The sequence below is a fragment of the Pirellulimonas nuda genome, from assembly GCF_007750855.1.
GTDB lineage: Bacteria > Planctomycetota > Planctomycetia > Pirellulales > Lacipirellulaceae > Pirellulimonas > Pirellulimonas nuda.
The window spans coordinates 829429-853889 of record NZ_CP036291.1 but is presented as its reverse complement, the minus strand read 5'-3'; the positions used below and the strand labels follow the sequence as shown (position 1 = coordinate 853889).

Sequence of the window (24461 nt, the reverse complement as noted above, 5' to 3'; positions counted from 1 at the left end):
CAGTATCCAGAGTCGAATTACTGAGGCCCCGAGCCGCGCTCGGCGCCCTTGCCGGGACCCGCGTGCCCCGTGGCTTCAATCAGCTTAACAATCTCGTCGACCGAGAACCCGCGGTCCAGCATCTCTCGCTTCAACTGGGTCTCGGCAGAGCGGCGGTGGATGGTCTTGATCGTCAGCGTGCTGACCACCGTGATAACGATGGCGACCCCCGTGACGCATAAGATCGAGAGCAGCACGACCGCCACCAAGTCACTGCCATTCAATTGGCCGAGCAAGTTCTGTAGCCAGCTCGCCTGCGGGTCGAAGTGGGGCGGTTCTGAGGATTGAGCCAGCGGCAACAGGAACATCGGTCGGTCTCCGGGGGATGGGTGTGTCCATCTTATTCGACCCGGGCGCGAAAACCTTGGCACAAATCCCGCAGGCGGCGTCAAAGAATCCCAACCCGAAGCGCCAGCGAGAAAGCCCTCCCGGTTGCAGTCTCGTACTCGCGCCTGTGTCGGGCTGGAATGGTGACGATTCCGCCTGTGGACTATGCCCAATTACTAAGCGGTCGCTGCCCACCCTCGATTGACAACCTACGGTAAGCCGTTTAGCGTAAACAGGTTGGGCAGCTTGGTAAGGCTGCCTAGCCGCGGGCGGGCGGGCACAGGTCGCGCTCACCGCTGCGCAGACCAGCCCCACCACACCCCCCTGCCGACCCGCCGTGACCGCCAAACCTTGGGGCGGCGTTTTCTCTGAGGCCACCGACGAGCGTGTCGAGGCCTTCACCGAGAGCGTCAGCTACGACCAGCGCCTGGCCGCACTCGATATCCGTGGCTCCATCGCCCACGCCCGCATGCTGGCGGCCGTCGGCGTGCTGACGGGGGACGAGCGCCACCAGATCGAGGCCGGCCTCTCGGCCATCGGGGCCGAGATCGCCGCCGGCACGTTCGTCTTCCGCCGCGAGCTGGAAGACGTGCACATGAACGTCGAGCGGGCGCTCGTCGAGCGTATCGGCGACGTCGGCCGCAAGCTGCACACCGGCCGCAGCCGCAACGACCAGGTCTCGACCGACCTGAAGATGTGGTGCCGCGACGAGATCGACCGGCTGGTCGGCTTGCTGGAAGACCTGCAGCGGGCGTTCGTCGGCCGCTGTTCCCAGGACGAAGGCGTCATCATCCCCGGCTACACCCACCTGCAACGCGCCCAGCCGGTGCTGGCCGGGCACTACTGGCTGGCGTACTGCGAGAAGCTGGAGCGCGACCGCGGCCGGCTGCTCGATTGCCGCGGTCGGCTCAACCTGCTGCCGCTGGGCGCCGCGGCGTTGGCCGGCACGTCCATCCCGATCGACCGCCAGCACGTGGCCGATGCGCTCGGCTTCGACGGCGTCACCGCCAACAGCCTCGACACCTCCAGCGACCGCGACTTCGCCATCGAGCTGGCCAGCGCGCTGTCGCTGATCGCGGTGCACCTGAGCGGCTGGGCGGAGGAATGGGTGCTGTGGTCGACCACCGAGTTCGGCTTCCTCAAGCCGCCGCAGCAGTTCTGCACCGGCAGCAGCATCATGCCGCAGAAGATCAACCCAGACGTGCTGGAGCTCATCCGCGGCAAGTCGGCCCGCGTGATCGGCGCCCTGCAGAGCCTGTTGGTGCTCGCCAAGGGGCTGCCGCTGGCCTACAACCGCGACCTGCAAGAAGACAAAGAACGGCTGTTCGACGCGGTCGACACGGTGCGCGGCTGCCTGGAGCTGGCCGCGCCGCTAGTCGCCGGCGCCGAGCTGCGGCGCGAGCAGATCGCCGCCCGGCTCGAGGCGGGCTACCTGGACGCGACCACGCTGATGGAGCACCTCATCAGCCGGGGGGTGCCGCAACGCACGGCGCACGAGCTGATCGGCACGCTGGTGCGCACGGCGATGCAGCGCGGCGTGCCGCTGTCGGGGCTGCCGCTCGACGCGTTCCAAGAAGCGCACGCCGACCTTGATGAATCGGTTTACGACGTCCTCGGCGCCCAACGCGCGATCGAGGCGATGCGCAGCCTCGGTTCGACCCACCCAGACATGGTCCGCAGCCAAGCCGCCGCGTGGCGAGCTCGGCTCAAGATGGAGTAGGCCCAGATGCTAAGAAATCGGCAAACCAAGCAAGACTCTCGCGGAGGCGCACGGGCGCCCAGGCGCACTGAACATTCTCCGTACTTCTCTGCGCCTCCGCGCCTCTGCGAGAGCCTTTCGTGGACGCCCAGTCGCTCTGGCTTCGGGGTTCTGCTCGCACTGGCGATGCTCAGCTCACCCTGCCACGCTCAAACACCCGCGGCAAACGCCAATAGCCCCGCGGTTCAGGCGGCGCTCGACCTGCCGCGGACCCTGCCGCGGCACTACATCGAGGCGGCCGGCGCGCTGGTGGACCTCGGCCGGGCCGACCTTGCCGGGCCGATCCTCGAAGAGCTCATCGCGCTGAACCTCGACGACACGGCCAAGGCGGAACTGGTTGACCACGTTGGCTCGGCGGTGCTGCTGCGGATGAGCCGATCGACGGCGCTCCCCGCCACGGTCGCCCCGTTCGTGCAGTCGTGCCTCGACGCGTCGATGGCCGTACGCTCGAGCCCCGAGCGGCTGGCGGAGCTCACAAAGCTGCTGAGCGATCCGGCCCGTGTGGGCGCCGCTTTGGAAGAGATCGGCCAGACCGGCGAGGCGGGCGTCGCGTACTTTGTGGCCGCACTGGCCACGGCCCAAGACGACGAGCAGCGTAACCGCATCCGCGAGGCGCTGGTGCGGCTGGCGCCGGAGTCGACCCCCGCGCTCTACGCGGCGCTGCAGTCGGACAACCCCGCGGTGCGCACCCAGGCCGCCTACGCGTTGGGGCAGGCCGGCGCGCCGCAGGCCGTGGCGCTGCTGGTAGCGCCGGCCGTCGTGGCGCCGTACGACAGCGCCGAAGCCAAGGCCGCCCGCTGGTCGCTGCAGGAGCTCACCGACACACTCCCCAGCACCGCCTCGGCAGACGCCGTGATCTCGAAGGAGCTCAAGCAAATTGCGGCCGGCGTGCCGGTCATGCGTCCCAACGCGAACGGGCAGGTCGCCCTGTGGGTGTGGGACCAGAAAGGGGCGCAGCGGGTCGACGTGCCGCTGCACGACGCCGGCGTGGTGTTCTCTGCCTGGCTCGCGCGCGACCGCTGGCGGCTTGCGCCGCAGAGCGAGGCCAAGCGGATCGACGCCGTGGTGTTCGACCTGGAGCGCGTCGCGCTGCTCAAGTCGCACGGCGTCGACGCGGCGCCCTACAAGGAACTTGAGGCCGATAAGCTGCCCACCTACGACCTCTCCCAGGGCCTCGCCTGCGCGCTGGCCGGCGCCCGCCACGGCGCGGCCCGCAGGCTGTGCGAGCTGCTGGGCGAGCGGAAAGACGTCGCCGCGCTGCACAGCGGCGGAGGGCTCCCCTCGGCGCTGTCGCGGGCGCTTAGCTCGCCGAGCCGATCGGTCCGCTTCGCCGCGCTCTCGGCCATCATGGCGATCAACCCGCAGAGCCCCTACGCCGGCTCAAACCGGCTGATCGACGCGGTGATCGACTTCGCCGCGGGGGGGGGAACCCCCTCGGCCGTGGTGGCGATGCCCAACCAGCAACGCTCCTCCACCCTGGCGGGGCTGCTCAACGGCCAGCAGGTCGACGGCATGCCGACCAATCGCGGCGACCGCGCGATCGACCTGGCCGCGGGGCCGAACGTCGAGATGGCCTTCGTCGACCTGGCGATCTTGCTGCCGGGGGTCCGCGAAACGCTGTTCCAGATCCGCCGCGGCCCCGGCGGGGGCGAGCTCCCCATCGCGCTATTGGCCTCCGAGGGGCGCCTCGATGAGGCAAAGAAGATCGCCAGCGAGCACAGCCGCGTCGTCGCTTTCCCTCGCCCGCAAACCCCCGCCGCGGTCGAGGCGATCGTCGCCCGGCTGCGTGGGTTCACCCCCGGCATGGACGACATGCAGGTCCGCGACGACCGCGCCGCCAAGGCGCGCGACTGGCTCACCGGCCTGATTACTTCTGGCCCGCAGTTCTACAACCTGGCCGGCAAGGCGCTGGAAGTAGCGGCGCTGCTCGCCTCGCTCCCCCCCAGCGAGGCCATCAAGCCGCTGGCGGTGACCGGCGCCCCCGAGGCGCAGCGGATGCTAATCGACTACGTCAACGCCGCGTCGCTCCCCATCGCCGACCGCCGCGCCGCCGCCGAGGCGCTCGCAGAGAACATCGCCGCCCACGGCATCCTGCTCGATTCCAATGAGTTGCTGACCCAGTACGACCGCTACAACGCCAGCGAGTCGGCCGACGCCGAAACCCAACAGGTGCTCGGCCGCGTGCTCGACGCGCTGGAGCGCCGCCAGCCCGACAGCGAGAAGCGGCCGCAAGTTGACGCAGAATGACGGACGACGATTGCCACGAAAAGGCACGAAAAAGCACAAAGAAGAGAGGTTGAGAAGTTAAGTAGGGTGCGATGGAGCGCAGCGGAATCGCACCGCAATTCCGCACCAACCGCAACGCTCACACTTCCCCCGCCGGTGCGATGCGCTCCGCTTCTTTACACCCTATCTGTCTTAAGGCCCGTAGAACCCATGTTCTGTGACATACCTTTCTTGTGCTTTTTTGTGCCTTTTTGTGGCCAACTCCGTTCGTGAGACCCGTGGCGTTCATGACTCAGCTCAACCCACAATCACCCGACGCGCCGCTGCCCGGCATTATCGGGTCGGGGCCGGCCATGTGCGGCGTGTACCGCATCACGCGGCAGGTGGCGCGTAGCCGGGCGTCGGTGTTGTTGCTGGGCGAGACGGGCGCCGGCAAGGAGCTGATCGCCCGCGCCATCCACGAGCTCAGCGACCGCCGCAAACGCCCCTTTGTGCGGGTCAACTGCGGCGCCCTCAGCGAGAGCCTGCTGGAGAGCGAGCTGTTCGGCCACGTCCGCGGCGCGTTCACCGGCGCCATCGACAACCGCATCGGGCGGTTCGAGGCGGCCCACACCGGCACCATCTTCTTAGACGAGATCAACAGCACGTCGCCGCACCTTCAGGTCAAGCTGCTGCGGGTGCTGCAGGAGCGTGAGTTCGAGCGGGTGGGAGACACGCAGACCATCCGGGTCGACACACGCGTGGTGGCCGCCAGCAACCGCGACCTGCTAGAAGAAGCGGGCGAGGGCCGATTCCGCGAAGACCTCTACTACCGTCTGAACGTGGCGCCCATCTACCTGCCGCCGCTGCGCGACCGGCGGGAGGACATCCCGCAGCTCGTCGCTCATTTCCTGGGCGTCTACAATGAAGAGAACGACCGCTACGTGGTGCACATCGAGCCACGGGCGATGGAGGCCCTGCAGGAGTACCACTGGCCGGGGAACGTCCGCGAGCTGCAGAACTACGTCGAACGGGCCGTGGTGATGGCCCACGGCGACGAGCTGACCTACGAGCTGCTGCCCGGCGTGGTGCGCGGCGAGGCGGAGCCGCACGGCGGGGCGTTCCGGCGGTTCGACTTCGAGTCGCTCGCGGAGCAACTGGTGCAGACCGGCCTGTCGCGGGCCGAGGAGAACGACAACGACCTGCACAGCCGGATCGTCGACCGCGTAGAGAAGGAAGTCATCGCCCAGGTGCTGGAGCGCTGCGGCGGCGTCCAGATCCAGGCCGCCCAGCGGCTGGGGATCAACCGCAACACGCTGCACAAGAAGCTGAAAGACTACGGGCTAGAGACGGACGCGGGGGCCAATGGCAAGGGATAGTGCGGGCCGACGACTGGGACACGGATCCTCAACGATAAAACGGATTGTCGCCGGTCGCGACACCTTTATCTTTCGTGAATCCTCGTCATCCGCGTTCATCCGCGTTCTATTGTTTGCCTCGACCGTTGCCGCATGAACCTCGCCAACATCACCGTCACGTGCTTCGCCGCCAGCTACGGCGTTGCGCTCGTGCTCGAGGCCGCGAGCCTGCTGAAGCAGACCCCGTGGCGGCGCGGCCTGATGCTGGCGTTTACCGCGGCCGGCATCTTTGCCCACGTCGCCTACCTCGGGCTGCGCGCCGGCGCCCAGGCGTCGCCGCTGTCGAGCCCCGCGGAGTGGTGCCTGATCGCCGCGCTCGTGCTGGCGGCCGTCTCGCTGGCGGCGACGCTGATGGCGCCGCGTGCGGCCACCGGGCTGTTCTTGCTGCCGGTGGTGCTGGGGCTGATCGGCTTCTCGCTGGGCGCCAGCGACCGGCCGTTCGCCCCCAACCGCGCCTACGACCTGTGGGCCCAGGTGCACGGCTGGCTGCTGCTGCTGGCGACCGTGACGGTCTGCCTGGGCTTTCTTGCGGGGCTGATGTACCTGGTGCAGAGCTGGCGGCTCAAGCACAAGCTGCTGCCGACGCGTGAGTTCCGCCTCCCCAGCCTCGAGACCCTCCAGCGGATCAACGCCCACGCCCTGGGCGCCTCGGCGATGCTGGTGGCCGGCGGGTTCGGCTCGGGCCTGGTGCTGCAGCGGCTCAAGCAGGGCGCCGTCGACTGGCGGAGCCCCGTCACCCTCAGCCTGGCGGCGATGCTGGTCTGGCTGCTGGCGGCCGAGGCGTTCCGCATCGTCTACCCCGCGGCGCGGCGCGGCCGCAAGGTCGCCTACCTGACGCTCGCCTCGTTCGGATTCTTGCTGATCGCGATCGCCTCGGTAACGCTGATCGAATCCGCGCACGGCGGGAGCCGCGACGACGCGCGCCCGCCGGCGGCCGAGCCCCAGGCCGACGGCCAGGCCGCCGAGGGGGCGACGCCATGAAGCTCCGCATGGTCGGCTGCTCGCACCACGGCGCCGACGCCTCGGTGCGCGAGCGCCTGGCGTTCAGCCGTGACGAGGCCTCCGCGCTCCTGGCCGATTGGCGCACGCACCACCCCGGCATCGAGGCGGTGCTGCTGAGCACCTGCAACCGGGTCGAGCTGTACGCCGCCTCGCCCCACAGCGAGCTGCCCCCCTGCACGCGCCTGCTCACCCGCCGGCTGGCCGACGCCCGGCACGCCTCGGTCGAAGAGGTCGGCCGGCAGTTGGTGACGCTCAAGGACGAGCAGGCCGTGAGCCACCTGTTCCGCGTCGCGTCGAGCCTCGACAGCATGGTGCTGGGCGAGCCGCAGATCACCTCCCAGGTGCGTCAGGCGTACGAGCTGGCGACCGAGCTCGGCTCCGCGGGCCCCCTCTCGCACGACTGCTTCCAGGCCGCGCTTCGCACGGCCAAGCGCGTGGCGTCGGAGACCCAGGTGCACCGCTACCGCATCAGCATCGCCAGCGTCGCGATCTCCGACTTCGGCAAGCAGATCTTCGAGCGCTTCGACGACAAACGCGTGTTGGTGATCGGCGCCGGCGAGATGGCCGACGAGACGCTCCGCTACCTCACCGACGCCGGCGCCCGCCGGCCGGCGATCGTCAACCGCAACCCCCAGCACGCCGGCGAGCTGGCCGCCGCGTGGGGCGGCGAGGCCCGCCCGTGGGACGCGTTGTTCGACGAGCTGGTCCGCGCCGACATCGTGGTCAGCACCACCGGCGCCAGCCGGCCGATCGTGTCGCTAGACGCCTTCCGCAACCGCGTGGCGCCGGGCCGCAAGCAGCGGCCGCTGTTCGTCTTGGACCTGGCCATCCCGCGCGACTTCGACCCCGCCATCGGCGACCAGTTGGGCGCCTACCTCTACTCCATCGACGACCTCCAGCAGGCCTGCGCCCGCAACCGCCAGCAGCGGGAACGCGAGCTCCCCGCCGCCGAGCGGATCGTGGCCGAAGAACAGCAGCGGTTCTTCGCCGAGGCGCGCCACCGCGTCAGCGCGCCGGTCATCGCCCGGCTTCGTGCGGGGCTCGAGGCGCCCAAGCAGACAGAGCTCCAGCGGCTGTTCAACAAGCTCCCCGAGCTGGACCAGCGTCAACGGGAAGAGGTGCAGCGCTTCGCCGACCGGCTGGTCAACAAGATGCTCCACCCGCCGATGGAGTCGCTGCGCGACGAATCGCAGGGGGGCTCTCCCCACGGGCTGTTGGCGGCGCTGAGCCGGCTGTTCCAGCTACGCGACTAGGCGCCGCGGCCGCAACTCCGGCAAACGGGAATTGTCTCGGATTTTTCTTGCGAATCGCGCAAGCTTTCAGTATGGTAGCGCCCGGAGGCGACGGAGCGCCATCGGCTAGGGATGGCAGCCCCACGTTCACCTCGATCTGCACCGTGAAAGCTCTTCAATCTGCTCCGGGGCTCAAGACCCCCCCGGGACCGCGGAACTACTCCGCGGCCGTCGGTCTCACGTGGCGTCATCTCGCCGCGATGCGTCGCGACCCCGTCCGCTACCTCAGCCGCATTGCGCACAAATACGGCGACCTCAGCACCTTCCTGCTGCTCACCCAGCGCGTCTACCTGGTGAACAGCCCAGAGTTGATCCACGAGGTGCTGGTCCGCCAGAAAGAAAAGTTCGTCAAGAGCGAGTGGCAGATGCGCGTCATCCGCCCCGTGCTGGGGGACGGCCTCTTGACCAGCGGCGGCAAGCGTTGGTTCGACGACCGCCGGCTGATCCAACGCGCTCTGCGCGCAGACTCCATGGAGGGCTACGCCCAGCAGGCCGTCGAGACCACCGAGCAGATGATCGCCGGCTGGGGCGAGTCGACCCGCGTCGACCTGGCCGACGCCGTGACGGAGCTCTCGATGAGCGTCTCGATCGCCTCGACCCTGGGGATCGACCCCGGCCCCGAGGCAGACGAGCTGGCCCAGGCGGTCCGCGCCGGCGCCGAGATCTTTATGAAAGAGATCGAGGAACCGGTCCGCCTCCCCGCCTGGATGATCCCCCGCCGCACCCGCCGCCGCGCCGAGGCGCTCGCCACGATCGACCGCTTCGTCGGGCGCGCCATCGCCCGCCGCCGCGCCGACCCCAACGCACGCGAAGACCTGCTCTCGCTGCTGCTGAGCGTCACGGCAGAGGCCCAGGCCGCGGGCGCCCCCGCGCACGTGCTCGACAAGATGGTCCGCGACCAGGCGGTGACAATGATGATCGCCGGCAACCATTCGGTCTCCGGCGCGCTGGCGTGGTTCTGGGTGCTGGCCCTCTCGCGCCCCGAGGTCTACGACCGGCTCAAGCAAGAGGTCCGCGACGTCGTCGGCCAACGCTCCCCCGAACCGGCCGACCTGCCGCGGCTTGCCTACACCAAGCAGGTGCTGCAGGAATCGCTGCGGCTGATCCCCGCCGCCTGGGTGCTGTTCACCCGCGAGGTGACCCAAGACACCGCGCTGGGCGAGTTCCAGGTCAAGCGAGGCGGCTGGGTGGTGATGTCTCCCTACGTCACCCAGCGCGACCCGCGGTTCTTCCCAGACCCCGAACGCTTCGACCCGGAGCGCTTCAGCCCCGAGCGGATCGACGAGATCCCCGCGGGCGCCTACTTCCCCTTCGGCCACGGCCCGCACGCCTGCATCGGCGAGCGGATGGCGATGGCCCAGATGACGATGGTGCTCGCCACGCTGCTGTCGCGGTGCGACTTCCAGGCCGACCCCGGCTCGCTCTCGCTGGAGGCGGCCCGCGACCTGGCGATCCGCCCCAAGCAGGGCTGCCCCGTGCAGGTAAAGGTCCGCAAGCCAGAGCTGGCCGGCGCCCCCATGGGACTGGCGCACAGCTTCTAGCGAGGGCCCCTCAGCCGTCGCGCCGCGTCAGCCTCGTCCGCCGCTCGCGCCGCACATGACGCGCGGCCAGGAGCAACCGCTCCAGCCACGCGTCGCGTCGCCGCGCCCTTTGCACGGTCCGCTCCGAGCAGCCCACCTGCGCGGCCGCCTCCGCCAGCGTCATGCCCAGCGCCACGCAGCGGGCCAGTTCTGCGTGCTGCTGCGGCGTCAGCGCCCGCGGCCTGCCCGGGGGCTCGCCGGTTGGGTTCTTCATCGGCGTCTAGGACCGGGTTTAGGCGCGGATCGAGCAGACCTGTCCCCCCAATCTTCGGCGACCGGCCCGCCGGCGTCGACAACGATTTCTAGCCGCCGCGGGGTCAGGAGCCGACAAAGCTAGCGTGTGGTTCGATCCGGGAACGAGGGCCCAAGTCTCAGGATCGCGCCGCCGCCGGGGCCTCCGGCGCTTGGTGGCGAGTTCGCCCGCTGATAATCTGCGCGCACCCCGCTACCACTGCCACACCTGCCCCCTCGAACACCAAGCCCCCCGATGCTCGCCCCCCTGCTGCTTCTTGTCCTCGGCCTCGCGTTGCTGGTCGCCGGGGGTGAGTGGATCGTCCGCGGCGCCGTGGCCCTGGCCGACCGGCTGGGGGTGCCGCCGCTGGTGATCGGGCTGACCGTGGTGGCGTTCGGCACCAGCGCCCCCGAGCTGGTAGTGAACCTGATCGCGGCCGCCAGCGACGCCACCTCCGTCGGCTTCGGCAACGTGATCGGATCGAACATCGCCAACGTGGCGCTGCTGCTGGGCGCGATCTCGCTGTACAAGCCGCAGTCGGTTAGCCGGAGCGTGGTGGTCCGCGAGATCCCGATGATGACGCTGATCGCGATCGCCGCGTTGGTGCTGGCCGCCGACCAGTGGTTCGGCGCCGCCGGGCCCGACCAGTGGGGCCCCGCGGACGGCGTGGTGCTGCTGCTGTTCTTCAGCGTGTTCCTCTTCTACCTCATTTCAGAATCGATCGCCGCGGGGAACCAATCGACCGACGAGATTACCCCGCTCGGCTGGGGCTGGACGCTGGCCTACCTGATCGGCGGTCTGGCCGCGCTCATCGGCGGCGGCCAGGCGACCGTCAGCGGCGCGGTCGATCTGGCCGGCCAGCTCGGCGTCCCCGAGGTGATCGTCTCGCTCACGCTAGTGGCCGTCGGCACCAGCCTGCCGGAGCTGGCCGCCTCGCTGGCCGCGGCCCGACGCAACCAGTCCGACCTAGCGATCGGCAACATCGTCGGCAGCAATATCTTCAACACGGGCTTCATCCTCGGGATTAGCGCGCTCGCCAAGCCGATGGACATCCCCGCCTACGGCCTGGGGGACCTGCTGGTGACGGTCGCCCTGAGCGCCGCCCTGCTGCCCCTGGCCGCCACTGGCCGGCAGATCGCGCGGTGGGAGGGGGCGTTGCTGCTGGCGGGGTATGGGGGGTATGTCGCGTGGTTGGTGGTGCGGTAGGAGGGCCCCCAACGGGCTATGCGTTTCTCCCGAGCGACGGACAATAGTCCGCCGAGCTACAGCGTCACACGAATGTGTTCTTCACGCGATTCGAGATCAGCATGTAAGGAACCCAGATCGCTGCGCCGACCAGCGCTCCGCCGAGCTCCTGGTGATCGAACATGCGTTGGTTGGGGACGACCAGCGATACTAGCCAGGCGTCGAGTAGGATCAGCCCCAGGCTGGCCAGCGCGATCCCGATGTACGCCATTGGAAAGTAGCGCGACTTGCGGAATAGCAAGACCGCCAAGAAGGTGAAGGCCGCTGCGAACACAAGGTTGTCGACCATCTCGAAGATCAGCAACGATCCCCAAAACGGCAGGTAGTCCTCCGACCCCGGCGTAGTACAGGCCTCCCAAGTGCCGTCCGTGAACAGTCGGAACATGTGCGCCGTGTCGACCAACAGGCTGATCGGAGAAAGCACGACACCAATGGTGGGCAGGATCAACCACCCGCCGATCCCGGAAGGTACCTCCTCGTCCCTTAGTGGGCTGGTCACTTCTTCGACAGATTCGGGCGACTGGTAGGGGTTCGTTTCGTTCACGCGGTGCTGCTCGGCACCGGGGATTAAGTGGGCAACGGACCAGTGTAGTCAAAAGAATGCGCCGGCCGGGGCAAACAAAGCAATATTTCAAGCTGACGGGCAGTGACGTTCGGTAGGTAAGTCCGCTGGCAAGGACCGGTGATCGCCGTAGGGAGTTATTCGTCGTCGCCGCGCCGATCGATTAGGATTGGCCCCATGACCGCGGCGCCGGCCATCCAGCACAGACGATCCCCCCCAACACCTCGTGACCCCGCAGGCATCATGAGCAGCCAAGACTCGCCCGTCTTTTCACTCCCCGCCGACGACCCCGAGATGCAGTTGGCCGCCGCGAAGGCGCGGGAGACGTTCCGCTACTTCTGGCGCGAGTTAGCGTGGGAGGGCCGGCGGATTGTCCCCGGGCTGGAGCTGGCCGCGGTGAAGGCGACCTTTACCGACCCCCCCGAGGTCCGGGCCCGCAACCCCGATGGGCTCTCGGCCGAGCACATGTGGCTGTTGGACGTGCGGTTCGACGGCCGCACCCTGCAGGGGACGCTGATCAATTCTCCGCAATCGCTCACGTCCGTCAGCGAAGGGGACCGGGTCACGATCGCGGGGCGGCAGATTTGTGATTGGATGTACGTGGCCTCGGGCAGCGTGTACGGGGGGTTCACCGTCGACCTGATGCGTTCGCGGATGGACAGCGGCGAGCGCAAGCAGCACGACCGCGCGTGGGGCTTCGACTTCGGCGACCCCGGCGTCGTGCTGCTGGTGCCGCCGGAGTACATCGCTCAGGCGCCCGCCAAGGCGAAGGGGTTTCTGTCGCGGTTCGGCCCGTCAAAACAGGCGCCGCAGGACTACGCCGCGGTCGCCGCGGCCGAGCACCCGATGTCGGTCAACATGCGCGAGTCGCTCGATCAAGCGCTGGGCGAATCCCCGGAGATGCTCGGCGAACCGGACGACGAGGGGTTTCCCTTGCTGCACCAGTTGGCGCTGGCCGGCTCGTGGGACGGGGTCGACGTCTGCCTGAAACACGGCGCCGACCACAACGCCCAGGCCGCCAACGGCCTGACGCCGCTGCAGTTGGCGAAGAGCCTGGGGTGGAAGCGGGTGGCGGAGCGCTTGGCGCAGTAGCAGGGCGGGGCCCGGCTGCCGCGGAGCGGAGATTATGCTAACCCCAGCCACGCGGCAGGCGGGGCCTGCCCTACATGACTGACCCCCTGCCCTCCCACGATCCGCCGCGGCTCTCCCTCCGTCGCGAGCTCTGGAACACGCTGCTGGTCGCGCGGCCTGGCCTGTGGGCGACGCAGTTGTGGTTCTACCTGCTGCCGTTGGGGGGGCGGCGGGTGCTGGATGAGTGGACCTTCTGGCTCGGCGCCGTGTACGTGATGTTCCCGCTGGCGTACCTGCTGTACGGCTGGAACGACCTGGCCGACCACCAGACCGACCGCCTCAACCCCCGCAAGGGGAACCTGCTGTTCGGCGCCCGGCTGCCGCGGCGCGAGCTGCGGAAGCTGCCGCTGCGGATCGCGGCGGTGCAGGCGCCGTTTTGGGCGCTGATGCTGCTGGCCGTCGGACCCAAGTTCTTGCTGTGGGTCGCGGTGTGCCTGGCGGTGAACGCGGCGTACAACACGCTGGGCCTGAAGGGGCTGCCGGTGCTCGACGTGCTGAACCAGGCGGGCTACCTGCTGGTGTTCGTGCTCAGCAGTTGGCTGAACGACGCGCCGCAACTCGGCTGGCCCGCGCTCGTGTTCGGCGCCCTGTTCGCCATGCACGCGCACCTGCTGAACGAGATCACCGACATCGAGCCCGACCGCCTCGCCGGCCGACGCACCACCGCGGTGGCGATCGGCGTACGCCGGACGAAGCTGGTAGTCGCCGCGCTGCTGGCGGCCGAGGCCGCGATCATGACCGCGTGGTTCGACAGCCGCCTGGTGGCGGGCTTCCTCGCCGCGGCCGCGGCCGGGTTCTTCGCCGACTTCTTGTTCCGCGGCGAGCGGGTGCTCTCCGACCGCGCGCTGAAGTGGGTGCTGATCGCCTGGAACGTGGTCGCGGTGGCGAGCATGCACTGGGTGTGGCGCGAGGCGTTGTTCGTCAGCGGTTGAGGCGCCGGCGTGACGCGTCGCCCGCACGAGCGGCGTAGCGTAAGATTGTAGGATGGGTCGCCCACGCGGCGGGAGCCCATCTATCGGCGGTAGGCAAGCAGCATGATGGGCGCAGTTGGCGCGGACGCCCCATCCTACTGGCCCTGCAATCCGGGATCCCAGACCACGGCGACAACCATGCCCGACGACGCCCCTCCAACCCCACCCCGCCCCGAGCCGCGCGCGCTACGCCTCGCGCTCGTCGCCGCCGCGCTGGTCCTCGTCGCCGGCGGTGTTGCGTGGCGCTACGGGCTGCTCCCCGGGTCGCGGCCCAGCGCCCGGGCGAACGCCATCATGGTGATCGCGCCGTACCGATATCAGGGGACCTGGGTGTTCGACGACGCGTCGGCGGGGCTGGTGCGCGAGCCGTTTGTGGCCGGGGTGCCGGAGATGATCGACGTGTTGGTGAAGGACATCCCGGATGCAGAGCAGGGGTTCCGCCTGCTGTTTAGCGCCCGGCCGTTCCCCGGGCATCAGAAAGAACTGACCTGGCTGCGGGGCGATTCGGAGGGGAACTACTACTCCATCGACGACCCGCCGATGGAGGGCTGGATCTGCCCGGCCATGTTCAAGTATTACGCCCAGGCGCCGGAGCACCTGTACGTGAAGGCCGAGCCGATCAAGCAGCCGTAGTCGAGTACAGCAGACCCCGCCTCCCCTGCTGCACCGGTGGCGCGGATCGTCCGTCCTACGGCCTACCCACGAGTCTCCCGATGAACTTTCTTTCCGCGCGTTGGGAGCACCTGCTGTTCGCCAGCTACGCCGTCGCGCCCGAAGCGTTGCTGCCGCACGTGCCGGCGGGGACCTCGCTCGACGCGTTTGAGGGGCGGGTGTACGTCAGCCTGGTCGCCTTCTTGTTCCGCGACACGCGGGTGCTTGGCGTCCCGGCGCTGCTGCACCGCTCGTTCGAAGAGGTGAACCTGCGGTTCTACGTGAGCCCAGACGCCGACCGATCGAAGCGCGCGGTGACGTTCATCCGAGAGATCGTGCCGAGCCGGGCGATCCCGCTGGTCGCCAACGCGCTGTTCGCAGAGAACTACGTGCGGATGCGGATGGATCACGGCCGAGACGAGGGCCGCCCGGCGTACGCGTGGGGCGAGGGGCTCCGTAACCGGTTCTGCGCCGCCGCCCGGCCGGGGCCGACGCGCCCGGCGGCGGGGTCGCTGGGCGAGTTCATCACTGAGCACTATTGGGGCTACTCCCGGGGGCGCGGCCGCACCATCGAGTACCACGTGCAGCACCCGCCGTGGGAGTGCTGCGATCCGGCGGAGTACGAACTCGACGTCGACTTCGGTCGGTCGTTCGGCCCGGCGTTCGCGTCGCTCACCGACCGCCGCCCAGACAGCGTGCTGTACGCGGCCGGCTCGGCCGTGCGGGTGTCGGCTCCGCGGCGGCTTGCGCGCCAGTCGGGCTCAGCCGAACAGGTCGCCGGCGCGGACCTCTAGGTCTTCGCAAGCCAGCGGCCGGATGGTCTGGTCGCCGGTGAGCGTTTGGAGCTGCTTGTAGAGGGCGCCCGCGGGCTCGCGGTAGACGTGCAGCGCCTTCTGCTGGAGCTCCGCGATCCAGTACTCCTGGATCCCCGCGGCCGCGTAGATGGGGAGCTTTGCGTCGCGGTCGCGCGCGAGGCTGGAATGGGAGACCTCAACGATCAGCAGGATGTCCTCAGCTCGGGCGTGCGATTCGCGATACCCGCCCGGCTTGCGTCGGAGAAGCGCAAAGTCGGGGTCGAAGACGTTGCCTTCGCCGATGACAACGGTGCCCTGTACGCATACCTTGAACCGCTTCGCGACCGGAAGGAAGGCCTCGATAAAATCGTAGGTCGCGCCGCTATGGTCGGGTCCGGCTGGGGCCATGGCAGAAAGGTATCCTTCGATCAGTTCGACGCGTTGGTCGTCGAACACCCCCGTGTCGATCATCCGCAGGTACTTCTCCGTCGTGCAGCGCCACATAGGCAGCACGGGCGCCGGGATAGCGTCGGACGGCAGGAGCGTGGCGGAAGTTTCCATACCGGTATTGTACCCACCCGTGCCGAAGAATGAATAACCACCATGGAGACAAAGAGGCACGAAGGGAGCACGACGCTGCGCTCATTCCGCACCTCCTTCGCCCGTCATTCGTGCAGCTTCGTGCCCTTGGTGGTTAAACTTCGCGTCGGGCTACGGTTTGCGGGCCACGTCTTCGCGGCCGTCGAGCAGCTTCTCGCGGAGCTTCATCACGTAGTGCATGCTGCTGGTGGGGCCGGCGAACCCCAGCACGCGCTTGTCGACGTCGAAGTCCTGCTCTACGATCCGCCCCTTCTGCATATCGAGGCGGATCACGCCGACCAGCAGCCGCTGGGCGAGCTGGGCCTCGATGTGGGCGTCGATCGGCGTGAGCACTTGGTGCGCCGCCTCGATCGTAGCGATCTGCCCCGTCACGCTCTTGAGCTGGTAGTGGCGGCGCGTCTCGATCTGCTTCGTCCCCCCCTCGGCGGTCTTGACCGCGATGTCCAGCGGCTCGTCCCAAGTGTCGCCGATCGCCACAGGCTTCTCCGGCAGCAGGACGGTGATGGGCGCGGTGTTGTCGGCCGCGGGCTGGTGGTGCTTCTCCGTGCGGTTCACCACCTTGCCCCAAGGGGTCATGCGCACCTGGCTGAGCGGCACGCCGACCGCCTTGGCCGCGTCCTCAAATCCAGGCGGCGGAGTCTCCCCACTGGTGCTGTCGTAGGCCATCTCTGCCCGCTCGGGGAGGCGGTTGGTCATCTGGATTTCTTCGACCAGGTTGAGGAACTCGATGTCGCCGCCCGGGAGCACGTCGACCACCTTCCACGCCTTCACAGAGTCGCTGCGGGTCTGGGCCTCCTGCGTCTTGCCCTCCATGGTGCTGCGGATGCTGGCGCGGTGATCGACGTCCCACCGCAGCACGTCCCCCATCGCGAGCTTGTAACGCAGCGTGTACTGCTTGGCGTCATCGGCGAGGGCCGTCGAGCACGCCAGCACGACCAGAAGTGTGAGATAAAGTGAACGGTGCATGACTGAGCTTCCTTGCTGAGTAGCGGGATGGAGTGCGCTAGCGACTAGAAGTTAACCACAGAGTCACCAAGGGCACTGAGACGAACGGAGAGAAGCCTTCGAAGAAGATCTCTCGCAGAGGCGCGGAGTCGCAGAGAACAGAACAAAAAAGCACTTTTTCTCTGCGACTCCGCGCCTCCGCGAGAGGCTTTTTTTCCTCTGTACTTCTCTGTGCCCTCGGTGACTCTGTGGTTAACTTCTCTTCGCGAGCGGCCCATCATAAGACGAACCGCTGGCGCCGGGCGACAGCGGTTTCTAGATGCCGCCTACTCGCGGGCGGTCAGTCGGCCGCCCCAGCCCAGCTTCTCGCGGAGCGTGCGGTAGTAGTGCTGCCCGCTTACTTGCACGCTGCGGAACACGGCCGCGCTGCGGCTGATCCGCACGCGGTCGCCCGGCGCCAGCGTCGCTAGCACCCGGCCGTCGACCACCACTGCGGCGCCCTCACTGCTGGGGCAGGCGAGCTCGTACACGCGCTCGGCCGAGTCGACCACCGGGCGGTTGGTGAGCGTGTGGGGGCTGATGGGCGAGATCACAAACGCCTGCAAGTCGGTCCGCAAGATGGGCCCCCCGGCCGACAGGCTGTGCGCGGTCGACCCGACCGGCGAGCTAACGATCAGCCCGTCGCAGCTATACGTGGTGGCGAGCTGCCCATCAACGTACAGCTCTACCTCGATCATCCGCATCAGCGGCCCGTTGTGGATGACCACCTCGTTCAGGCCCAGCCGTTTCTCCTCGCGGCCATCCTTGAAGCGCAGGTCGCACTCGAACATCAAGTGATCGACCACGCAGTGCCCCCCCGCGCAGACCTCGGGGAGCGCCTTATCGAGGTTCTCTGGCCGCAGGTCGGCCAGGAACCCGAGCCTGCCGAGGTTGACCCCCAGCACGGGGATCTGCCGGTAGCCCATCAGCACCGCGGAGCGGAGCATCGAGCCATCGCCCCCCAGCACCACCGCCAGCTCTGCGTCGATGTCGTCCGGCAGAGGGGCGTCGAGGTCGGTATGGTCGCCGACCAGCTCGACGTGCTTGGCGATCGTGGGACGCAGCTCCGCCACGCGCTGGGCGATAGCGGGGCGTGAGCCGTCGGAGATTAAGACCGTGCGTGGGCGTGGCATGAGGGGATTCTAGCAGCGCGGCGCGGGCGAGTGTGAGCCGGGCCGTCCCCGGCCCCGGTGCGTCTCGATTGAGCGTCTATCCCGCTGCGCCGGGGCCGGGGACGGCCCGGCTCACACAGGTACGGTGCGCGAGGAGAGCTCCTGGCACGTCCGCGTGACCCCCGCCGCATCGAGCCCCAAGCCGCTCAGCAGCTCTTCACGCTCGCCGTGCTCGACATAGCTGTCGGGGATCCCCAGCCGGCGGACGTGGTGCGTGTTCACCCCCGCGTCGGCGGCGGCTTCGAGTACCGCGCTGCCGAAGCCGCCGGCTAGGGCGCCTTCTTCGACCGTGACGATCAGCGGCAGGTCGCGGATTAGGGGCAGGATGGTTTGGGTGTCGAGCGGCTTCACGAAGCGGGCGTTCACGACCGTCATCGCGACCCCCTGCTCGGCGAGCCGGTCGGCCGCGGCCAGGCACTCGGGCAGCAGCGCGCCGCCGCAGAGGATGGCGCCGTCGGCGCCGTGGCGGAGGACTTCGGCGCGGCCTAGCTCGAGCGGCGTGCGCTCGCCTTCGACGGTTACCGCGGTCGCCTTCGGGTAGCGGACGGAGCAGGGGTGGTCGTGCTTCAGAGCGAAGGGGAGCATCTGCCGCAGGTCGTGCTCGTCGCCCGGCGCCATCACCACCATGTTGGGGAAGATCCTCATGTAACTGAGGTCGAACACGCCGTGGTGCGTGGGGCCGTCGGGGCCGGCCAGGCCGCCGCGGTCGAGCATGAACGTTACCGGCAGGTCCTGCAGCGACACCTCTTGGAAGATGTGGTCAAACGCCCGCTGCAAGAACGTGCTGTAGATGTCGACGATCGGCCGCATGCCGACCTTTGCCTGCCCCGCGGCGAAGCAGACCGCGTGCGCCTCGCAGATGCCGGTGTCGAAGAAGCGGGTGGGGAAGTCGTCTCGCAGCTTCTCCAGCTTGTTCCCCTGGCACATGGCGGCGGTGAGCACCGTGGCGCGGTCGTTGCCGCCGAGCGCCTCGTGGATGGCTTCGCTGGCGGCGTGGGTGTAGGTGCGTGAGCCCCCCTTCTTCATCTCGACCACGCGGTCGACGTCCCGCCGGAACTGCGGCGGGGCGTGGAAGGTGACGGGGTCCTCGGCCGCGGGTTGGAAGCCGTGCCCCTTCTCGGTGACCACGTGCAGCAAGATCGGCCCGTCACTCTTCTGGCACATCCGCAGGTACTTGCGCATCAGGCCGATGTTGTGGCCGTCAATGGGGCCGAAGTACCGCAGCCCGAGGTCCTCGAAGAACATGCCGCCGTGCAGGCCTACCTTGGCGGCTTCCTTCACCTGGGCCAGCAGCCGCTCGGTGGGGTCGCCCAGCAGCGGGATCTGCTGGAGGATGCGTTGCACCTCGGTCTTGGCGCCGTTGTAGACGCGGCTGATCCGCAGCCGGTCGAGGTAGTCGGCAACGCCGCCGACGCGGGGGCAGATCGACATCTTGTTGTCGTTTAGCACGATCAGCAGCCGGCGGCCGTGCGCCTTGGCGTTGTTGAGCGCCTCGTACACCACGCCGCTGGGGAAGGCGCCGTCGCCGATCACCGCCACGGTCCAGCGGTTCTCGTGGGCGCGCAAAAGATCATCGCCGCTGGCGAGCCCCAACGCCGTCGCCACACTCGAGCCGGCGTGCCCGGTGACGAACAAGTCGTAGTCGCTCTCGACGGGGTTGGGGTAGCCCATCAGGCCCCCCTTGGTGCGGATGCCCTCGAACTGCGCGAAGCGACCGGTCACCAGCTTGTGCGGATAGATCTGGTGTCCCGTGTCCCAGATCAGCCGGTCCGAGAGGAAGTCGAACGTCTGGTGCAGCGCCAGGCACAGCTCAACCACCCCCAGGTTCGACGCAAAGTGCGCGCTGCGGCTGCTCACCAGGTTGCAGAGCGTGTCGCGGATCTCGCCCGCCAGCCGCTCGGTCTCAACCAAGGAGAGCGCGTCGAGGTCGCGCGGCGATGCGATCGTCGGCAAGATCGCTGGCCGGACGCTGGTGGTTTCGGTGTCGGGCATGGTGTTGTTCTTTCGAAGAGCTTTCAGCGGTCAGCTTTCAGCGATCAGTTCTTTGTTCGTCAGGGTCGCCCACACAAAGCTGAAAGCTGACCGCTGATCGCTGAACTCTCCTTAATGATCCCTTGCGAGCATCGACTTTGCCAACTCCAACATTGGCGCCGCGGCGGGGCCAAGCGACTGGGCCGCCTCGCAGCCGGCCGAAATAGCCCCCTCGGCGCGGCGGCGGCACTCGGCGATCCCCTCGGGGCCGGCGCCCAGCACCACCGGGTAGGTCAGTTTGCCCCCGTCTGCGTCCTTGCCGAGCCGCTTGCCGACCTTCTCCACGGCGCCGGAGACGTCCAGTAGGTCGTCGGTGATCTGGAACGCTAGGCCCACTTGCTGACCGTACTCGGTTACCGCGGCGAGCTGATCGTCGTCCGCGCCGCCGATCAGCGCGCCCAAGCGGAGCGAAACCACAAACATCGCGCCGGTCTTGCGGGCATGGATGGCCCGCAGCCGCTCGATGGTCGCCCCGCCGGCAGCGCCTTGCAGGTCGTCCGCCTGGCCGCCGACCAGTTGTTCCGCGCCTGCGGCGCGGGCTAGTTCTGCACAGCACCGCGCGGCGATCGCGGGCGGCTTAATCTGCGTCGCTAGCAGCTCGAACGCCCGGGCCTGCAGCGCGTCTCCCACTAGCACGGCGGTCGCCTCGTCGAACGCGCGGTGGCAGGTCGGCCGGCCGCGGCGTAAGTCGTCGTCGTCCATCGCGGGGAGGTCGTCGTGCACCAGGCTGTAGGCGTGGATCATCTCTACCGCGCAGGCAGCGGGCATCGCCACGCCGGGGTCGCCGCCCACCGCCTCGGCGGCCATCAACACCAATCGGGGCCGCAGCCGCTTGCCGGGGCCGAGCACCGCGTATCGCATCGCCTCGGCGAGCCGGGGGGGCGCCCCAGCGCCAAACCGCAGCGACTGGTCGAGCGCAACATGGATCGCGTGCAGATCGTCCGAAAGCCGACCGGTGTGGCTTTCAGCGGTGATGTCGAGCTGAGTCAAGGGGATGTGTCCAACACGCGGCCAGCGAGAGTTAAGTGTTGGCATCGCAACACGATGCGACAACGCCGAACGAGCGGCCGTCGCCCCCTTATCCTAGAAGAGCGACCCGTGATCGTCCACGCCGGCGCCCCCCGATGGGGCGGACGGTTTGGTCGAACGCCGCTTGCCACGGGCGGCGCCCTTCTCTTCCAGGGATCCCCCGGCGTCGTCGTCCAACGGACGGGTGACCGCATTGCCCTGGGCGTCTACGCCAGTCAGCAGCTCGATCTTCCGCTGCGCCGCCTCGAGCCGGGCGTGGCACTGCCGCAATCGTGCGACGCCGGTTTCGTAGCGTTCCAGCGACTGGTCGAGGCCCAGCTCGCCCGATTCCAGGTCTGCGACCACCTGTTCAAGCTCGGCCAGCGACTCCTCAAAAGAGGGGGCGTCGGTATCGGCGGCGGGTTTTTTCTTGGGCATGGGGGTGAGTATTGCGTGGAAGCGACGTTTACTCAACCGCGCCGGGGGCGGGGACGCCCCGGCTCACAAAGGGAGCCGAGTGTGAGCCGGGGCGTCCCCGCCCCCGGCGCAGCTCATTACGCCTCACCATCCGGATCACTACGCCTCATCCGGAGCAGCCGTCGCACGCTGCCGCAGAACATATCTGTACGCACGATTCAGGTACGCCTCCTCCTTCACCGCGATATTCGACCCCTGCTCCGCCCACCAGACAGCTCCCTTGGGAAGCGGCCAGCGGGGATTGAGGGATTGCGTTAGCCAACGCTTCACCAATCGCCGAACTTTCTCACCATGCACCGCGGTCTCAACATCGACCAGCAGGTGAACGTGGTCCTGTTGAGCCGCGGCGGTGCGGTACGACCAACCGCCACGCTCGCAGATATCTGGAAGCGAAGCTTCGATCAGAACTCGCTGTTCTGATGTCAGGTAACGCGGCTCGAAGTTCATCCGCTTGCGATCCGCTTCCCATCGCCAATCGCACGGATCGAGCAGCGGCGAGCCGAGCTGGTTGTGGTTGCGATCAACGGTCGGCGCGGCTGCGCCGTGCAGACGTGTTCCATACGTACCGAACGTGATGTGCCACGTGGTGCGCGTGGGTTCTAGATGCTGCCTAGGGGGAGTCATCGCGATAGCAAGCTTGTTTCAAGCTGCGCCGGGGGCGGGGACGCCCCGGCTCACACGGCCCACAATGATTCGCCTCACAAAGCTTTTCAAGCTTTGTGAGCCGGGGCGTCCTCGCCCCCGGCGCGTGTGAGAAACGCACAGCCTCCGATGAGCCACTCAACCCACCACGCTCTGGACCACCCCATCCACCAACCGCGTGCTGATCTTCTGCCCCGCTTCGACCTGCTTTACCGACCGCAGCACCGCGCCGCTGCCGGCGTCCATCGTTAGCGAGTAGCCGCGGCCCAGCACGCCCAGGGGGCTGAGCGAGTCGAGCTTGCCGGCCAGCGCGCGGGCGCGTTGCGAGCGGGCGTCGGCAATGCGGCGCACCGCTTGTTGCGCGGCGCGGTCGCAGTCGTCGAGGCCGCGGGCCAGGTCTTCTAGCCAGGCGTGGGGGCGGGCCAGCGGGCGGCGTTTCTTCAAGCCTTCCAGGCGCGACGCCGACAGCTCTAGCTTCCGCCGCAACGCGCCGGCCAGCCGCTGGCCGTGGTGGCCGAGGCGGTCGCGCAGCTCTTCGGCCGAGGGGACCACGCGCTCGGCCGCCTCGGTGGGGGTGAGCGCGCGGACGTCCGCCGCGAGGTCGGAGAGGGTGACGTCGATCTCGTGGCCGACCGCAGAAACCGTCGGGATCTCGCACACGGCCAGCGCGCGGACCACTACTTCTTCGTTGAAGCACCACAGGTCTTCGACGCTGCCCCCGCCGCGGCCGACGACCAGCACGTCGAGCGTCGGCACGATCCGCTGGGCCAGCTCGATGCCGGCGGCGATCTCCTTGGCGGCGCCGTCTCCTTGCACCCGGCACGGGATCACCAACACTTGGGCGCCACGCCAGCGCCGCTCCAGCACCTGCAAGAAGTCGCGGATCGCGGCGCCGGTGGGGCTGGTGACGAAGCCGATCCGCCGGGGGAACTTGGGCAGCGGGCGTTTGCGTTCGGCGTCGAACAGCCCCTCACGGCCCAGCTTCTCTTGCAGTTGACGCAGCGCCAGCTCGAGGGCGCCCAGCCCCATCGGCTGTGCGTCGCTCACCACCAGTTGGTAGCTGCCGCGGGGGGCGTAAACGTCGACCGAGCCGCGGCAGACGATCTCTACGCCGTCGCGCAGGTCGAACTTCAGCTTGGCCTGCGAGCCGCGCCACATCACCGCGCGCAATTGGGCGTGCTCGTCCTTGAGCGTGAAGTAGCAGTGCCCCGACTGCGGGCGGGAGAAGTTAGACACCTCGCCGGCCACCCACACGCTGGGAAAAGCCCCCTCGACCAGCCCCTTGAGCTGGGCAGAGAACTGCGAAACGGTGAGGGGCTTCGCGGCGTCGGGGGGCGCCGTTCGGGGAGAGGATAGCTGGGACATGCCGATGTCTTACGCGACCGCCCGCCCCGCGACCACCCGCCCGTCAACCACCTTGAACGCGGGGGGCTGCTCGGCCGCTTCTAGGGCCCCTTGCCCGGAGCCGACGCGCGGCTGTGGTAAGGGCGCCGGCGTCGCGCGGATGGCGACTTCGCCCTCCAGCCGCTTGCCCGACTCTGCCCAGCGTTCTGCGCGGTCGGACAACTCGTTGAGTTTCTGCTCGACCCGCAGCCGGTACGACTCGATCCCGTCGCGGTCGAGCCCAGCGGGCACGATCATCTCTTCGCTCATCATCGCCCGTGCCCGGCAGAAGGGCCGAGGCAGCGCGAAGCGGTCCCACGTGGGGGTCCGCCACGGGCGGTCGTAGCCGACGCCGATCGCCACTACCGGCATCCCCAATGTTGAAGCCAGGTAGATGGGCCCCTGCGCCAACCGCCGACGCGGGCCGCGCGGGCCGTCGGGGGTGATGACGATGTGCCGCTGGCGGGCCTTCTCGGCCAGCTCGCGCAGCGCCACGGCGCCGCCCCGGAAGGTGCTGCCGCGGACGCAGTCGAAGCCGAACATCTGGGCGACCCGCGCCAGCACGTCCGCGTCCCTGTGCCGGCTCAATAGGATCGACGCCCGGCTGTTCTCCCGCACGCACAGCGGCACCAGCAGGTTCTCGTGCCAGACGACATAAATCCGCGGCCCGCCGACGCCGTAGATCGGGTCGACGTCGCGGTCTTCGTACACCGCGCGGCAGTCCAGCGACTTGATCCAGCGACGGATCAGTTTGCTAGCAAGCAGGCTGACGAGGCCGTTGGCGTGTTGGAGCATTCAGGCGCTGCTGTCAGGACGTGTGAGCCGTGGCGTCCTCGCCCCCGGCGCGGTCGAAGTGCAGATGATAGATGATAGGACGACATTGCTAGCGTCCGTTTCTATCGTCTAACCTCTGTCATCGATCATCTCGAATCGTCGCCGGGGGTGAGGACACCCCG

At 68.4% G+C, this 24461-nt stretch carries 23 protein-coding genes; 11 read left to right on the top strand and 12 right to left on the bottom strand.

Annotated features, from left to right (window positions below; genetic code table 11):
* Positions 1-17 precede the first annotated feature (17 nt).
* Positions 18-347 (bottom strand): hypothetical protein, encoded by a 330-nt coding sequence (locus Pla175_RS03600; protein ID WP_145281328.1) that lies wholly within the window; start codon positions 345-347, stop codon positions 18-20.
* Between the two features lie 356 nt (positions 348-703).
* Here Pla175_RS03600 and argH point away from each other — a divergent pair, with 356 nt between their 5' ends.
* The 6 genes from argH (at position 704) to Pla175_RS03570 (ending at position 9583) form a co-directional block, all read left to right on the top strand.
* Positions 704-2086 (top strand): argininosuccinate lyase, encoded by a 1383-nt coding sequence (gene argH, locus Pla175_RS03595; protein ID WP_145281327.1) that lies wholly within the window; start codon positions 704-706, stop codon positions 2084-2086.
* Between the two features lie 165 nt (positions 2087-2251).
* Positions 2252-4372 (top strand): HEAT repeat domain-containing protein, encoded by a 2121-nt coding sequence (locus tag Pla175_RS03590; RefSeq protein WP_145281326.1) that lies wholly within the window; start codon positions 2252-2254, stop codon positions 4370-4372.
* A 332-nt stretch (positions 4373-4704) separates the two neighbouring features.
* Positions 4705-5709: a sigma-54 interaction domain-containing protein gene (locus tag Pla175_RS03585; protein ID WP_391527861.1), complete on the top strand. Its 1005-nt coding sequence runs from the start codon at positions 4705-4707 to the stop codon at positions 5707-5709.
* Positions 5710-5841: 132 nt separating this feature from the next.
* Positions 5842-6729: a cytochrome C assembly family protein gene (locus tag Pla175_RS03580; RefSeq protein ID WP_145281325.1), complete on the top strand. Its 888-nt coding sequence runs from the start codon at positions 5842-5844 to the stop codon at positions 6727-6729.
* Positions 6726-8003: a glutamyl-tRNA reductase gene (hemA, locus tag Pla175_RS03575; RefSeq protein WP_145281324.1), complete on the top strand. Its 1278-nt coding sequence runs from the start codon at positions 6726-6728 to the stop codon at positions 8001-8003. Before Pla175_RS03580 ends, hemA begins: the two co-directional genes overlap by 4 nt.
* A 71-nt stretch (positions 8004-8074) precedes the next feature.
* Positions 8075-9583, top strand: coding sequence for a cytochrome P450 (locus Pla175_RS03570; RefSeq protein ID WP_145281323.1), 1509 nt, complete (start codon positions 8075-8077; stop codon positions 9581-9583).
* A 10-nt stretch (positions 9584-9593) separates the two neighbouring features.
* Here the strand turns inward: Pla175_RS03570 and Pla175_RS03565 are convergent, their stop codons facing one another.
* Complete coding sequence (locus tag Pla175_RS03565) at positions 9594-9836, bottom strand: helix-turn-helix domain-containing protein (protein WP_145281322.1); 243 nt, start codon at positions 9834-9836, stop codon at positions 9594-9596.
* Between the two features lie 273 nt (positions 9837-10109).
* Here Pla175_RS03565 and Pla175_RS03560 point away from each other — a divergent pair, with 273 nt between their 5' ends.
* Positions 10110-11060, top strand: coding sequence for a calcium/sodium antiporter (locus Pla175_RS03560; RefSeq protein ID WP_145281321.1), 951 nt, complete (start codon positions 10110-10112; stop codon positions 11058-11060).
* A 64-nt stretch (positions 11061-11124) separates the two neighbouring features.
* Here Pla175_RS03560 and Pla175_RS03555 read toward each other — a convergent pair whose 3' ends face one another.
* Positions 11125-11643: a DUF2569 domain-containing protein gene (locus Pla175_RS03555; protein WP_197527242.1), complete on the bottom strand. Its 519-nt coding sequence runs from the start codon at positions 11641-11643 to the stop codon at positions 11125-11127.
* A 261-nt stretch (positions 11644-11904) separates the two neighbouring features.
* Here Pla175_RS03555 and Pla175_RS03550 point away from each other — a divergent pair, with 261 nt between their 5' ends.
* The 4 genes from Pla175_RS03550 (at position 11905) to Pla175_RS03535 (ending at position 15208) form a co-directional block, all read left to right on the top strand.
* Entirely contained in the window at positions 11905-12753 is an 849-nt protein-coding gene (locus Pla175_RS03550; protein WP_197527241.1) for a DUF2314 domain-containing protein, read from the top strand.
* A 74-nt stretch (positions 12754-12827) separates the two neighbouring features.
* Complete coding sequence (locus tag Pla175_RS03545; RefSeq protein WP_145281320.1) at positions 12828-13724, top strand: UbiA family prenyltransferase; 897 nt, start codon at positions 12828-12830, stop codon at positions 13722-13724.
* Positions 13725-13901: 177 nt separating this feature from the next.
* On the top strand, positions 13902-14396 hold the full coding sequence (locus Pla175_RS03540) for a DUF6717 family protein (protein ID WP_197527240.1): 495 nt from the start codon (positions 13902-13904) through the stop codon (positions 14394-14396).
* Positions 14397-14476: 80 nt separating this feature from the next.
* Complete coding sequence (locus Pla175_RS03535) at positions 14477-15208, top strand: YqjF family protein (protein WP_145281319.1); 732 nt, start codon at positions 14477-14479, stop codon at positions 15206-15208.
* Here the strand turns inward: Pla175_RS03535 and Pla175_RS03530 are convergent.
* From Pla175_RS03530 to Pla175_RS03490, 9 genes are all read right to left on the bottom strand, one after another.
* The gene (locus Pla175_RS03530) at positions 15176-15769 is read right to left on the bottom strand and encodes a Uma2 family endonuclease (protein ID WP_145281318.1); all 594 of its coding nucleotides are present in this window, start codon (positions 15767-15769) and stop codon (positions 15176-15178) included. The genes Pla175_RS03535 and Pla175_RS03530 overlap by 33 nt on opposite strands.
* A gap of 150 nt (positions 15770-15919) precedes the next feature.
* Positions 15920-16774: a DUF6263 family protein gene (locus Pla175_RS03525; RefSeq protein WP_145281317.1), complete on the bottom strand. Its 855-nt coding sequence runs from the start codon at positions 16772-16774 to the stop codon at positions 15920-15922.
* 305 nt (positions 16775-17079) lie between these two features.
* Positions 17080-17925, bottom strand: a complete 846-nt coding sequence (locus Pla175_RS03520) for an NAD(+)/NADH kinase (protein WP_145281316.1) — start codon at positions 17923-17925, stop codon at positions 17080-17082.
* A 111-nt stretch (positions 17926-18036) separates the two neighbouring features.
* Positions 18037-19956: a 1-deoxy-D-xylulose-5-phosphate synthase gene (gene dxs / locus Pla175_RS03515; RefSeq protein ID WP_145281315.1), complete on the bottom strand. Its 1920-nt coding sequence runs from the start codon at positions 19954-19956 to the stop codon at positions 18037-18039.
* Positions 19957-20067: 111 nt separating this feature from the next.
* Positions 20068-20985: a polyprenyl synthetase family protein gene (locus Pla175_RS03510; RefSeq protein WP_231954178.1), complete on the bottom strand. Its 918-nt coding sequence runs from the start codon at positions 20983-20985 to the stop codon at positions 20068-20070.
* Positions 20986-21078: 93 nt separating this feature from the next.
* On the bottom strand, positions 21079-21441 hold the full coding sequence (gene xseB, locus Pla175_RS03505; RefSeq protein ID WP_145281313.1) for an exodeoxyribonuclease VII small subunit: 363 nt from the start codon (positions 21439-21441) through the stop codon (positions 21079-21081).
* Between the two features lie 138 nt (positions 21442-21579).
* Positions 21580-22104: a transposase gene (locus Pla175_RS03500; RefSeq protein ID WP_145281312.1), complete on the bottom strand. Its 525-nt coding sequence runs from the start codon at positions 22102-22104 to the stop codon at positions 21580-21582.
* 156 nt (positions 22105-22260) lie between these two features.
* Positions 22261-23487, bottom strand: a complete 1227-nt coding sequence (gene xseA / locus Pla175_RS03495; RefSeq protein WP_145281311.1) for an exodeoxyribonuclease VII large subunit — start codon at positions 23485-23487, stop codon at positions 22261-22263.
* Between the two features lie 9 nt (positions 23488-23496).
* Entirely contained in the window at positions 23497-24300 is an 804-nt protein-coding gene (locus Pla175_RS03490) for a lysophospholipid acyltransferase family protein (RefSeq protein ID WP_145281310.1), read from the bottom strand.
* Positions 24301-24461 lie beyond the last annotated feature (161 nt).